General features: G+C 68.7%; 12 protein-coding genes and 1 tRNA gene. 7 read left to right on the top strand and 6 right to left on the bottom strand.

What is annotated here, in order from left to right:
* Nucleotides 1–16: 16 nt before the first annotated feature.
* From A3CU_RS0113940 to sp36, 4 genes are all read right to left on the bottom strand, one after another.
* Nucleotides 17–1,114, bottom strand: a complete 1,098-nt coding sequence (locus tag A3CU_RS0113940; RefSeq protein WP_027942810.1) for a hypothetical protein — start codon at nucleotides 1,112–1,114, stop codon at nucleotides 17–19.
* A 39-nt stretch (nucleotides 1,115–1,153) separates the two neighbouring features.
* The gene (locus A3CU_RS0113935) at nucleotides 1,154–1,768 is read right to left on the bottom strand and encodes a hypothetical protein (RefSeq protein ID WP_027942809.1); all 615 of its coding nucleotides are present in this window, start codon (nucleotides 1,766–1,768) and stop codon (nucleotides 1,154–1,156) included.
* Nucleotides 1,768–2,223, bottom strand: a complete 456-nt coding sequence (locus A3CU_RS0113930) for a RidA family protein (RefSeq protein ID WP_027942808.1) — start codon at nucleotides 2,221–2,223, stop codon at nucleotides 1,768–1,770. The genes A3CU_RS0113935 and A3CU_RS0113930 overlap by 1 nt, the downstream gene beginning before the upstream one ends.
* A 76-nt stretch (nucleotides 2,224–2,299) precedes the next feature.
* Nucleotides 2,300–2,461: a Sp36 family protein gene (sp36, locus tag A3CU_RS52405; protein ID WP_156960366.1), complete on the bottom strand. Its 162-nt coding sequence runs from the start codon at nucleotides 2,459–2,461 to the stop codon at nucleotides 2,300–2,302.
* A 245-nt stretch (nucleotides 2,462–2,706) separates the two neighbouring features.
* Between sp36 and bagA the strand changes: the two genes are divergently transcribed.
* Nucleotides 2,707–3,711, top strand: a complete 1,005-nt coding sequence (gene bagA / locus A3CU_RS0113920; RefSeq protein WP_027942807.1) for an ATPase BagA — start codon at nucleotides 2,707–2,709, stop codon at nucleotides 3,709–3,711.
* A 40-nt stretch (nucleotides 3,712–3,751) separates the two neighbouring features.
* On the top strand, nucleotides 3,752–4,906 hold the full coding sequence (bagB, locus tag A3CU_RS44740; protein WP_052371711.1) for an ATPase BagB: 1,155 nt from the start codon (nucleotides 3,752–3,754) through the stop codon (nucleotides 4,904–4,906).
* 59 nt (nucleotides 4,907–4,965) lie between these two features.
* On the opposite strand, the gene A3CU_RS0113910 is transcribed toward bagB, so the two are convergent.
* Nucleotides 4,966–5,256 carry a WhiB family transcriptional regulator gene (locus tag A3CU_RS0113910; RefSeq protein WP_027942806.1) on the bottom strand — a complete coding sequence of 97 codons (291 nt, stop codon included), beginning with the start codon at nucleotides 5,254–5,256 and terminating at the stop codon, nucleotides 4,966–4,968.
* Between the two features lie 358 nt (nucleotides 5,257–5,614).
* Between A3CU_RS0113910 and A3CU_RS0113905 the strand changes: the two genes are divergently transcribed.
* The 4 genes from A3CU_RS0113905 (at nucleotide 5,615) to A3CU_RS0113890 (ending at nucleotide 9,586) form a co-directional block, all read left to right on the top strand.
* On the top strand, nucleotides 5,615–7,777 hold the full coding sequence (locus A3CU_RS0113905; protein WP_027942805.1) for a transglycosylase domain-containing protein: 2,163 nt from the start codon (nucleotides 5,615–5,617) through the stop codon (nucleotides 7,775–7,777).
* Nucleotides 7,778–8,231: 454 nt separating this feature from the next.
* Nucleotides 8,232–8,522: a hypothetical protein gene (locus A3CU_RS0113900; protein ID WP_027942804.1), complete on the top strand. Its 291-nt coding sequence runs from the start codon at nucleotides 8,232–8,234 to the stop codon at nucleotides 8,520–8,522.
* Nucleotides 8,506–9,483: a metallophosphoesterase gene (locus A3CU_RS0113895; RefSeq protein WP_052371710.1), complete on the top strand. Its 978-nt coding sequence runs from the start codon at nucleotides 8,506–8,508 to the stop codon at nucleotides 9,481–9,483. Before A3CU_RS0113900 ends, A3CU_RS0113895 begins: the two co-directional genes overlap by 17 nt.
* 29 nt (nucleotides 9,484–9,512) lie before the next feature.
* Nucleotides 9,513–9,586 (top strand) — tRNA-Pro (locus tag A3CU_RS0113890).
* A 331-nt stretch (nucleotides 9,587–9,917) separates the two neighbouring features.
* Here the strand turns inward: A3CU_RS0113890 and A3CU_RS0113885 are convergent.
* On the bottom strand, nucleotides 9,918–10,667 hold the full coding sequence (locus A3CU_RS0113885) for a methyltransferase domain-containing protein (protein ID WP_027942802.1): 750 nt from the start codon (nucleotides 10,665–10,667) through the stop codon (nucleotides 9,918–9,920).
* A gap of 38 nt (nucleotides 10,668–10,705) precedes the next feature.
* Here A3CU_RS0113885 and A3CU_RS0113880 point away from each other — a divergent pair, with 38 nt between their 5' ends.
* Nucleotides 10,706–12,538, top strand: coding sequence for a S9 family peptidase (locus A3CU_RS0113880; RefSeq protein WP_027942801.1), 1,833 nt, complete (start codon nucleotides 10,706–10,708; stop codon nucleotides 12,536–12,538).
* Nucleotides 12,539–12,649: the final 111 nt, after the last annotated feature.

The following is a 12,649-nucleotide window of genomic DNA, read 5'->3' as shown; positions in this document are numbered from 1 at the left end:
TTCGAAACCCTTGGCCTCAGCCGGAGAAGCCGTCCACCCAGCGCGCTTGGTCATCAGCGGCGCCCGAGCCGTTCAGGTGCACCTTCTCCCCCTCGGCCCGCTCCCGTTCGGCGAGCTCGGCGTGCAGCTCGCGTAAGAGCTGACGATCACGCTCGGACAGCTGCGGGTCGTCCAGGTCGAGCTCGGGAATCTCGATGACCTCGTCGGGGCCGATGGCCGCGGCCGCGATCGCCTTGCCCCGCCGCTCGTCGTCCTCCGCCAGCGCCGCACGCAGCTGCGCGACCTCGGCGGAGGTGAGGTCCATGGTCCGCTCGACGCGGTCGGCGTCCGGTTCCTCCTCGCGGGGGCCGAATATGTGTCCTGGACCACTGGACGCCTGAACCGGCTCCGGGGAAGCGGGTGCGTCCACGGCGACGTGTCGTCCGGCCTGGTCGGTCGTCTCGGTCGTCTCGGGCGAGGAGGGCGGCGAGGAGTGCACGGTGGAGCCGGCCAGCCACACCGCGGTCGCCGAGTTCAGCGCCTGGTCGTAGTACCGGGTCCGCTCGGTGTCCGGACCGGTCACCTCGACGACCGCGCGGATGCCCGCCCGGCGCAATGCGGCGTCGATCCGGTACGCCGCGGCCGGCGGGTTGCCCTCCGGGCCGATCTCGACGAGCACGACCCGCTGCGGGAGCGGCCCGGGCACGCTGCCGGCCGGGGTGTTGCGCCAGATGGCGTGCACCGAGCGCAGATCCGGCAGCACCTGCAGGGTGCGGTCGAGCGCGTCGGCGATGCCCTCCTCAGGGTTGTTGTCACCGGTGAAGCGGTGCAGCACGCCGTTGTCCGCTTCCGCGTCGTCGACCATCAGGTGATCCGCGAGTGCCGCGTCGGAACGGCTCAGCTCGAGGATGAGCCCCAGCTCGTGCTGTTCGGTTTCGCGAACCGGCAGCTGGCCGGCGATCAGCGCGCCGGCGATCAACTCGGCCGCCTCATCCAGCCGGGCTCGCGCGGTCAGCTCTCGCGCTTCGGACAACGCAGTGTCATCCAGCCTCCCGGCCAGCGCGAGCAGTAGGTTGTGCAGCCGCAACGGCACCGCGAACCCGTCGGCCGCGATCCCGTCATGGACGTCCGCCATTTGCCCTTCTCCCTCCAACGGCTCTTGCCGGGCGAGCCGCTATGCGGCGAGCCGGTGACCGCCCTCAGCCGCGCCGGTGCAGACCAGACCGGAACTGGCCAGCGCGGCCTGGTGATAGGTTGGCGGCTCGAACCGCGGCGGCATGACCTCCACGCTGGGCTCCTCGTCCCCCAGCACGCGCAGGACCCGCTGCAGCTCGCCGGTCAACCTCGGCAGGCCGGCCAGTGCGGTGATCAGCAACACCCGCTTCGGTTCCCCTTCACCGTGCCGCCAGCTTTCCCGTACCTCGCCCACATCCGGCCGGCCACGTAACGTGGCGTGAACCAGCGCGGACACTGGATCGACAGAGTTCACCCGATCGGGCGCACTCTCGGTGAATGTGTACCGGTTCTCGCCGATGTCGTCTACCCCGAGCGTCGAACTGACCTGGTGCCAATCCGCGCCGTGCGGAACCAGCCCGGCGACCAGCAGGCGATACTCGGGTTGATCAAGGTCAATGTTGTGCTTTAGCAAAGTGCGCGGAAGGATGCGCGCGAGGGTGGTCATCGCGCCTTCGCCCAGCCAGTCCCGGAATCGCCAGAGCAACTGGTCCGGCATCCGGCCGGCCAGACGCAACAGCAGTTCGTGACAAGCCGCCTCGATGTCCGGATCCATCACTCCACCTCCACGATCAGTTCGATCTCGACAGGTGCCCCCAACGGAAGCTCAGCGACCCCGACGGCCGACCGCGCGTGCGCGCCCGCCGCCCCGAAGATCTCGCCCAGCGCCTCGGACGCGCCGTTGACCACGGCCGGCTGCCCGGTGAACCCCTCCGCCGACGCCACGAACCCGACCAGCTTGACCACGCGGACCACCGAGTCGACGCCGACCAGGGCGTGCACCGCGGCGAGGGCGTTGAGCGCGCACGTGCGGGCGTGCCGCTTGGCCTCCTCCGGACTGACCTCGGCCCCAACCTTGCCGGTCGCGGCGAGTTCCCCCTCGATGAAGGGCAGCTGGCCGGAGGTGTAGACGAGGGATCCGGTACGCACGGCCGGCACGTACGCGGCGACCGGCGCCGCGACGGCGGGCAGGGTGATCCCGAGTTCGGCCAGCCGGGAAGACCAGCTCACGCCAGTCCCTCCGCGAGGAGGCACGCGGGGTGCGCGTGCTGGTCACCGTTATTGCCGCGGCTTGGCACGAGACTGCTCACCCCTTCACCCGCTTGAGGTACGCGACGTGCTGTTCGCCGGTCGGGCTCGGCAGCACGGTGACCAGCTCCCAGCCGTCCTCGCCCCACTGGTCCAGGATCTGCTTGGTCGCGTGAATCAACAGCGGAACAGTGGCGTACTCCCACTTGGTGGCGCTCATGGGCTGAGCGTAACGAGGGGATCAAGTAGGTGCCGAACGACCCGAGCCAGGTAGCGGAGCGTGATCAACCTGCCCGCCGCCGTCGCCAACCCTCCGGGTGCACCGATCTCGACCGTTTGTCCTTTATGGATACTTTATAGACGCGACGGTGACGGGGCGGCACAACAAGATCGCCAAGCGGCGAGACCGTGGTTTGCGTCTCCCCGCGGCCCCCGGCGGACCTCCCGGCTGGCTACGCTTCGCTAGTGACCACACCCCTGGCAGGTTGGACCGACGAACTCGCCCGCGCTCGGCTCCACTTCGTGACCGGGAAGGGCGGCACCGGCAAGACGACCCTTGCCGCGGCCCTCGGCCTCGCGCTGGCCAACCGGGGACGCCGGGTGCTGCTCATCGAGGTCGAAGGGCGACAGGGCTTCGCTCAACTGTTCGACACCGAGCCCCTGCCCTACGCCGAGCAGCGGATCGCGTCCGCGCCGGGCGGCGGCGAGCTGCGCGCCTTGCACATCGACGTGGAGGCCGCGCTGCTCGAATACTTCGACATGTTCTACAACCTGGGGTTCGCCGGGCGCACGTTGCGGCGGATGGGCGCGATCGAGTTCGCCACGACGCTCGCGCCGGGCCTGCGTGACGTGCTGCTCACCGGGAAGATCAAGGAATGTGTCGGGCGGACGGACGCCGACGGCCGGCACACCTATGACGCCGTGGTCGTCGACGCGCCACCGACCGGGCGGGTGGTCAAGTTCCTCGACGTCACCAAGGCGCTGACCGATCTGGCCAAGACGGGACCGATCCGCAGCCAGGCGGAGGGCGTGGTGCGGCTGCTGCACTCCGGCGAGACCGCGGTGCACCTGGTGACGCTGCTGGAGGAGATGCCGGTGCGCGAGACGGTCGAGGCCGTCGCCGAACTGGATGGGGCGGACCTGCGGCCGGGCGCGGTGCTGGTCAACCGGGTGCGCCCGCCCCGGCTGCCCGCGCGCTCGATCAGCCCCGCGGCGGACGGCCGGGTCGACGCCGGCCGGGTACGCGCCGGGCTCGCTTCCGCCGGGCTCGAACTGCCCGAGCACACGATCGACGCGCTGGCCGAGGAAACCGTCGAGCACGCGATCTCACTCGCCGCCGAGCAGCGCGCCCGCGACCAGCTGGCCGAGGCCGACCTGCCTACGCTGGAACTACCCGATCTCACCGGCGGGGTCGACGTGGCCGCCCTGTACGACCTCGCCGAAGCCCTGGTAGACCAGGGGGTGCGGTGATGGCCCGCGCGCCCGGTCGCAACCGCGAAGGAGCTTGGCAGTGAGCCAGCGGGAAATCGACATCGACGCCCTGATCGACGACCCGAAGTCCCGGGTGATCATCTGCTGCGGTTCGGGCGGCGTCGGCAAGACCACGACCGCGGCCGCGCTCGCCCTGCGCGCGGCCGAGCGCGGCCGGCAGACCGTCGTGCTCACCATCGACCCGGCCCGGCGCCTGGCGCAGGCGCTGGGCCTGCGAGAGCTGGGCAACCATCCCCGGCAGGTGCAGGTCGCGGGGTTCGAACCCAAGGGCGAGCTGTGGGCGATGATGCTCGACATGCGACGCACCTTCGACGACATGGTGCGCACGCACGCCGGGCCGGAGCGCGCCGAGCAACTGCTCGCCAATCCCTTCTACCAGACCATTTCCACGTCGTTCTCCGGCACGCAGGAGTACATGGCGATGGAGAAGCTGGGGCAGCTCGCCGCCACCGACGAATGGGACCTCATCGTCGTCGACACCCCGCCGAGCCGCTCGGCGCTGGACTTCCTCGACGCGCCCTCACGGCTGTCCAGCGCGCTCGACGGGCGCATGATCCGGTTGCTCACCGGCCCGGCGAAGGCCGGGGGCTGGGGCATCCGGAAGGTGGTCACCACCGGGTTTTCGATCTTCGCCAAGGCGGTGTCGACGATCATCGGCGGGCAGTTGCTCACCGACGCGTCGGCGTTCATGCAGGCCTTCGACAGCATGTTCGGCGGCTTCCGCGAGCGGGCGCGCAAGACCGCCCAGCTGCTGCGCTCGGACGGCACCGCGTTCCTGGTCGTGGCCGCGCCCGAACCGGATGCCCTGCGGGAGGCCAGTTTCTTCGTCGAACGGTTGTCCGTGGAGTCGATGCCGCTGTCCGGTCTGGTGGTCAACCGAACCCATCCGGTGCTCGCCGAGCTGTCGGCCACCGCGGCCCTGTCCGCGGCGGAGAAGGTCGAGACCACCGCGCCGCTGGCCACCGCGGTCCTGCGCCTGCACGCGGACCGCGTCGCACTGGCGGAACGGGAAGGACGGCTGCTGGCCAGGTTCACCCGGGCGCATCCGGACGTGCCGATCGCCGGCGTGCCCGCGCTTCCCGGCGACGTGCACGACATCGCCGGACTCCGGGAGATCGGCGAACGACTGGCGGCCGGCCCGGTACCCCTTCCTACTCCTCAGGCCGGCGCTTAGCGGGGGCTCCGCCCTCACATCCCCGTCCGAGGGCAAGCCCCATACCCCCTCCTGACTTACTAGGAAATCGCAGCGTAGTCGCGCTTGGCGGATTCGAGCAGGTCGGACCAGGACCCCACCTCCGGACGGCGGCGGAGCAAGGCGCGCCGCTCACGCTCGGTCATCCCACCCCAGATGCCGAAGTCGATGCGGTTGTCCAGGGCCTCGGCCAGGCACTCGGTCCGTACCGGGCAGCCCATGCACACCATCTTGGCCCGGTTCTGCTCCGCTCCGCGCACGAAGAGTTCATCCGGATCGGTGTCCCGGCACAACGCGTCAATACGCCAGCTTTGTTGTTGGTTGGAGTGCATGCCCCCAGCTCCCTCGACTCGGCTCACGTGCCCCTCGTACGTGAGACGTTGACGGACCTTAGGCCCATCTGGTTCCCCTCGCCAAGATGGTAGCCACAATTTGTTACCGGAAGACCTCGCGCCACCCCCGCCTGACGTGGTAAGTCATTCAAAAGTCCGTGTTCGTGCATCGGCGGGTGGAAGACGCGCCGCCGAAGGCTTCGCGAACGCGGCCGCGGGCCGCCAGCCTGGTCGGCCGGATGTGCGTTCCCAGGTCACGGTCCGTAGACGCGTTCGTCGATCGCGCGTTTTGAATGACACAGTGGTAAATGACGTACAGGTCCGGGTGTTGATGTCCGATGCGGCTACCCTGGCTGTTGTGTGGAAGACGGATGCGTTCTTCAAGCTATTCGGCCTGTGTCTGCTCGCGGGGATCCTGGTGGCGGGACTGCTGTTCCCGCTCGCCGGTGGTCTGGGGGTCGCCTCCAACAAGGCCAGCGAGACCGTCGACTCGATGTCGGCGGAGCTGGCGAACGTGCCGCCGCCGTTACTGACCACGATCACCGATTCGGCGGGCAATCCGATCGCCACGCTGTACGACCAGTACCGCATCCCGACCGCGACCAGCGAGATCAACGATGCCATGAAATGGGCGCTGATCTCGGTGGAGGACAGGCGTTTTCTGGACCACCACGGCGTCGACTGGGCGGGGACGCTGCGCGCCGCGCTCAGCAACAGCACCGGCGCCGACACCCAGGGTGCGTCCACATTGACCCAGCAATACGTCAAGAACTACTTGATCAACGTCATCTACCGCAACGACGAAGCGGGACAACGCAAGGCGCAGGAGCAGTCGCTCGCCCGCAAGCTCAAGGAAGCGCGGATCGCGATCCAGCTCGAGACGAAGATGTCGAAGGACCAGATTCTCACCAGCTACCTCAACGTCGTCGAGTTCTCGCGCAAGATCTACGGAATCGGCGCGGCCGCGCGGGCGTACTTCAACACCACGCCCGACAAGCTCACCGTCACCCAGGCGGCGCTGCTCGCCGGGATGGTCAACAACCCGCCCGTCTACGACCCGTGGAACAACCCGGAGCGGGCCATGCAGCGCCGCAACCTGGTGCTCGACCGGATGGTGGACAACAACAAGCTGGCCCCGGAGGACGGGCAACGGCTCAAGGCGGAACCGCTCGGCGTGGTCCCGGATGGACCGTCCAAACCGGCCTCGAACTGCACCGGCGCGGGCCCGGAGAACGGCTTCTTCTGCCAGTACGTCCAGGATTACCTGCTGACGCACGGGATGACGAAGCAAGACCTCTACAGCGGCGGCTACACCATCCGCACCACGATGGACCAGAACGCCAACCACCTGGCGAAGGTCTCCGCCGAGACACAGGTGAAAAAGACCCAGAAGAACGTGGCCAACACGCTTTCCTTGGTACGGCCAGGAAAGGACCGTCACGAGGTGGTCGCCCTGGCGGCCAACCGTGACTACGGCACGGACGCGACCAAGGGCCAGACCACCTACGCGCTGCCGTCGGACGTGTCCAATGTGACCGGTGCCGGGTCGAGCTACAAGATCTTCACCACGGCCGCCGCGATGGAACAACACAAGGTCGGCATTTACAGCACCATCCAAACACCGCAGAGTTACAGCTCAAGGGTGTTTCTCGGCGGCAAGCCGGGTTGCCCGCAAGTCGCGCAAGCCACATATGCCTACTGCATGTCAAATTACGGTGAAGGCAATTATGGGTCCACGATGAGCCTGCAACAGGCGTTGGCGACCTCACCCAACACCGGTTTCGTGATCTTGGAAGAACAGGCCGGAATCGGTGCGGTGCTGGACATGGCCTACCGGCTCGGCATGCGGAACACGATGATGTCGAACGCGGCCAACGGTGGTGCTGTCGACCCCGACGGCCAGTCGCTGGCTTACAAGATGCCGCAGCAGAAGTACTACGGACCGGAAGGCCCCCAGAAGAGCGGGTTCGGTTCGTTCACGCTGGGCGTCAGCCCGACGAGCGGCCTCGAACTGGCGAACGTGGCGGCGACCATCATGAGCGGCGGCGTCTGGTGCCCGCCGACGCCGCTCAGCTCGATCACGGACCGAGAGGGCCAAGCCGTCTCACCCATCCATGAGGATGCGTGCGAGCAGGTGGTGCCCGAAGGACTCGCCAACACCCTGGCCGTCGGGATGAGCAAGGACATCACCGAAGGCACCGCGCACGCAGCGGCCGCCGCGGTCGGATGGAACCGCCCGGCGATCGGCAAGACCGGGACCACCGACGTCAGCGGCTCGTCCGCGTTCGTGGCGGCCGTGCCGCAACTGGCCGGTGCCGCCATGATCTTCCGCCCGGACTTCCCGATCGGCGGGCTGATCGACGGCGGGGTGGGCAATGTCAGCGCGGTGCAGGGTACGGGCGACGGGAACATGTTCGGCGGCAAGACACCCGCACGAACCTGGTTCGGTGCGATGGTCCCCATCCTCGGCAACCAGCCGGCCCTGCCGCTGCCTCCGTCCGACCCGGCCTACGAGCATTGAACCGCTGAGCGCCGTTTCGGCTCGTAAGCCGCCGGAGATTTCCGGCGGCTTACGAGCCGATTGTGACCGTGCTGACGATCGGAATCCCCTGCTGCGTCGCCTGGCAAGGCTGGTGGCGCGGCAGGCCGGCTACGTCGGCCTGAAAGCCTCCCTGCGGGTCACCGTGACCAGACAAAACCGTAAATCGGTCCGGTGCGTAGTTAGCTGATATTGACTTCAATGTGGTTGTTCAACTCCCCCTGGACCACCCAGGTTTGATTCTTACGCCAACCACATGGGCACAGCCGGCGACAATCGGCCGAACAGCGTAAAGGACGCAAGCTTGGCGGTCCCTTTCAAATTCGCACAACGGAGGGCTTCCTTGTTTGCCGCCGCCGAGCGCTCACCTAGACTAGCGGCTAACATGGTCGTGACCGGCGTCCTTGGGCGGTGACTGGTCAGGGGGTTGACGAGCGTGGGTGTCGTCTTGTTCATCCTGCTGCCGATCATGGTGGTCACGATCGGACTGCCACTCATCCCCTGGCGACCGCTGGTACTGCGTCTATTCCTGCTTGTAGCACAGGTCGTCGCCACCGGCTTCCTGATCGCACTGGTGCCACTGCGATGGGAGGTATGGGCCGTCGTCCTCGGCCCGGGAAGCGCGCTGGCGATCCTGCGCGGGCTCGAAGCCGCGCTTGACATGCGGGACAAACACCGTCAGCGCTCGGGCAATCACCTATTCTGGAGACGTGAGCACAGTCGGTAACAAGCACCCAGCGAAGACGGCGACTCGTCTCATCACGGGAACCCTGGCACTCGGTGCGGGCGCACTCGGCTACGCGGTGGGCATCGAGAGACGGCTCTGGACGCTGCGCACCGCCGAACTGCCCGTGCTCGCGCCCGGCGCCCGGCCGATCCGGGTGTTGCACGTGTCCGACCTGCACATGCTGCCCGGGCACGAGTCCAAGCAACGCTGGGTCAGCGCGCTGAACGAACTCGAACCCGACCTCGTCGTCAACACCGGTGACAACCTCGCGCACCAGCAAGCGGTGCCCTACGTGCTCCGCGCCTTCGGCCCGCTGCTGGACCGGCCGGGCGTGTTCATCTTCGGCAGCAACGACTACTACGCGCCCAAGCCGAAGAACCCGGCCCGCTACCTGATGCCCCGCGGCAAGAAGAAGCGCATCCACGGCCGGAAACTGCCCTGGCGTGACCTGCGCGCGGCGTTCCTCGAGCGCGGCTGGGTCGACCTCACCCACGTGCGGCGCACCATCGACGTCGCGGGCCAGACCATCTTCGCCGCCGGACTCGACGACCCGCACCTCCGCCGCGACCGCTACCCCGAGATCGCCGGACAGGCCGACCCCGACGCGGTGCTCCGGCTCGGCGTCACCCACTCACCCGAGCCCCGCGTACTCGACCCGTTCGCCGCCGACGGCTACGACCTCGTCATGGCCGGGCACACCCACGGCGGCCAGCTCCGCATCCCCGGCATCGGCGCCCTCGTCACCAACTGTGAGCTTGATCGCTCCCGCGCCCGCGGCGCCTCCCGCTGGGGCGCGCACATGTGGCTGCACGTCTCGGCCGGACTGGGCACCTCACCCTACGCACCAGCACGTTTCGCCTGCCCACCCGAGGCCAGCCTGCTCACCCTCGTCCCACGCCCCACCCCCACCCGCGAGGCCGAAACCGAAACCCGGAGGAAGGCACCCAGCGACGTCCGCTAGACTCTCCCTCGACCCGCTAAGCAGTACCTCGGGGTGTGGCGCAGCTTGGTAGCGTGCCTCGTTCGGGTCGAGGAGGTCGTGGGTTCAAATCCCGCCACCCCGACGCGTCAGACGGCAGACCCCTGCCTGCGGAAAGCGCAGGCGGGGGTCTGCCGCGTTATTACACTGGGGGTCGAACCCCCAGACCCCCGCCAGGGGGCGAGCCCCCTGGACCCCCCGCGAGGTAGCTGGGGCTTACGGCGAGTGCCGCGCGTGAAGTAAGCGGCGGAGCCGCGAGATGAGCGTTGGCGAGATCCATTTAGTGCGTGGCTGGGTGGAAAGCAGCCGCGATAATGGTTGGGTGGCGGCGGGTGGTGAGCGGGCGGGGGCCGCGAGGTGCGTCTCGCGGGGCGAGGCCTTTGTCGCTGAGAGTTGGGCGTAGTTGTGCCTGTCGGTTATTTGGTGGCGGTTAGTTCTATCCAGCATTGGGTGAAGTCGCCGTCGCCGGAGTGGGACCATGACCAGGCGGAGCGGGCGGCGCTGGCGAGTTGGTCGCGGTCCGTGGTGGAAGCGGTGAGCGCCTCGTCCAGGCGAGTTTCGATATATCTGGCCAACGCCCGGTAGGGCATGTCGGGCCGAAAACGCGCGTGCGTGTTCACGTCCCGGAACCCCGCCCGGCTCACCAGATCAGCCACCTTCCGGCCGGCGAACGGATCCCCGCCCGCGCGACGGCGGAGCAGGTAATGGCCACGCAGAGCCGCGTCGACATTGGCCGTCCTCGGCCGCAACCGGGCGCGACTCCAGTCCGAAGTGGACAAGGCGAGGCGGCCACCGGGTCTGAGTACCCGGCGAAGCTCCGCCAGTGCCTCGGCGGGGCGCGCCAGATGTTCGAACAGGGCGTGCGCGAAAACCACGTCGAAACTGTCCGCGGGAACGGGCAAGGCGTACACCGAACCGGCCACGAAATCCACAGTGGACTCGCCGGGGAACTGGGCGAAATACGGATCGACGCCGAGCACCCGGCCGGAGTCACCGACGAGCGGGGTGAAACCAGAAGTGATCGTGCCGGGGCCGCAGCCGACGTCGAGGACGCGTAACCCGGGCCGCAGCAGGCGCAGCACGAAGGCCGCCCGGTCACTCGCCGTGCGCGCCGACATCATCGACAGCGCGTCATCGGCGTAACCCGCCGCGTATCCCTCCAACACGGGTCCACCGTACGGGTTACACCTGGCAGGATCGAGGGGTGACTACCCAGCATCCGCCCGCTGTGATACCTGACCGGATCTTCGATGACGCCGAGGCCGAGGCACGCTGGCGCGCACGCTTCCGAGCGCCGCGCATGTCGCCGCCGGACTGGGCCGTCGACGCCCCTGACGCCAACATCTACGTGTCGAACGCCAGCGGCGTCTGGGAGGTTTACTCCTGGAACCGCGCCACCGGAGAACACCGGCAGGTCACCGACCGGCCCAACGGCACCCTGTCCGCAACCACCTCGCGCGACGGCGCGTGGATCTGGTGGTTCGATGACACCGACGGTGACGAGTTCGGCTCCTGGGTACGTGAACCGTTCGCCGGGGGCGGCGCCCCGGAGCGGGCCGTGCCGGACGTGCACGACGGCTACCCGGCCGGTCTCGAGATCGGGCACCGGCTGGTCGCGGTCGGCGTGTCCACCGATGACGGCAGTGAGCTGTTCGTCCACCGCGACGGAGAGACCGCCCGCTTCTACGCGAGCAAGGACGACGCGAGCGTGGCCGCGCTGTCCCGGGACGAGCGCCTGCTGGCGATCTCACACTCCGAGCACGGTGACTCGCGCCATCCCGCGGTACGCGTGCTCGCCGCGGACGGGTTCGCGACCGTGGCCGAGAAGTGGGACGGCCCGGGCAAGGGCCTGACCCCGCTGGGGTTCTCACCGGTCGCCGGCGACACCCGCCTGCTCATGTTGCACGAACGGCGTGGCCGCGAGGAGTTGCTGATCTGGGACGTCGAGGGTGACGGTGAGACCGAACTGAGCCTCGACCTGCCCGGCGAGGTCACCGCCGGCTGGTACCCAGAAGCCGACGCGCTGCTCGTCGTGCATTTCCACGAGGGCCGCAGTTCCCTGTACTCCTACCACCTCGCGACCGCCAAGTTGTCCTCTTTGGACACGCCACCCGGGCGGATCGGCGGCGCGGGCGTGCGCGACGACGGCACGGTCGAATACTCTTGGTCCAGCGCGGCCGAGCCCACGGTGATCCGGGCGCGCACGCCGGAGGGCGCCGACCGCGTGCTGCTGACCCCGCCGGGCGAGCCCGCGCCCGGTTCGGCGCCGGTGAGCGACGCGTTCGTCGAAGGCCCCGGTGGCCGCGTCCACGCGCTCGTCTCGCGCCCGTCCGGCGCGCCGGATGGGCCGCTCCCGACCGTGTTCACGCTGCACGGCGGTCCTCACTCGGCCGACGAAGACCGCTTCTCCGCCTACCGGGCGGCGTGGCTGGACGCCGGTTTCGCGGTGGTCGAGGTGAACTACCGCGGTTCGACGGGCTACGGCTCCGCCTGGCGGGACGCGATCGAAGGCAGGCCGGGGCTCACCGAGCTGGCGGACGTGGCCGCGGTACACGACTGGGCCGTCCGAAGTGGACTGTCCGACGCGGAGCGGTGCGTGGTCGCCGGAGGATCCTGGGGCGGCTACCTCACCCTGCTCGCGCTGGGCACCCAACCCGGACTCTGGACGGCGGGCGTGGCCAGCGTGCCCGTGGCGGACTACGTCGCCGCGTACGAGGACGAGATGGAACAGCTACGGGCGTTCGACCGGGCGCTGTTCGGCGGCGACCCGGAAGCCAAGCCCGCGGTGTACCGCGAATGTTCGCCCATCACCTACGTCGACGCGGTGAAGGCGCCGGTGCTCGTGCTGGCCGGTGACAACGACCCGCGCTGCCCGATCCGGCAGATCGAGAACTACCTCGACCGCCTGGCTCGCCGTGGTGCGCCGTACCAGTTCTACCGCTACGACGCGGGTCACGGCTCGCTCGTGATCGAGGAAACGATCAGGCAGACTGCGGCCGAGGTGTGGTTCGCCATGCGCGCGGTGGGTCTGCGCTGACGCGAGTCCCACCTTCCGGTCACGCGAGTCCCCCGTTCCCGACGTCCGAGTTCCACATTCCCGTCTACCGGAACGTGGAACTCACGCTACGGGAGTGGGGGACTCACGCTA

Origin of the sequence: Amycolatopsis taiwanensis DSM 45107, assembly GCF_000519205.1 — a bacterium.
Lineage (GTDB): Bacteria > Actinomycetota > Actinomycetes > Mycobacteriales > Pseudonocardiaceae > Amycolatopsis_E > Amycolatopsis_E taiwanensis.
This window is presented reverse-complemented; position numbering and strand designations above follow the sequence as displayed.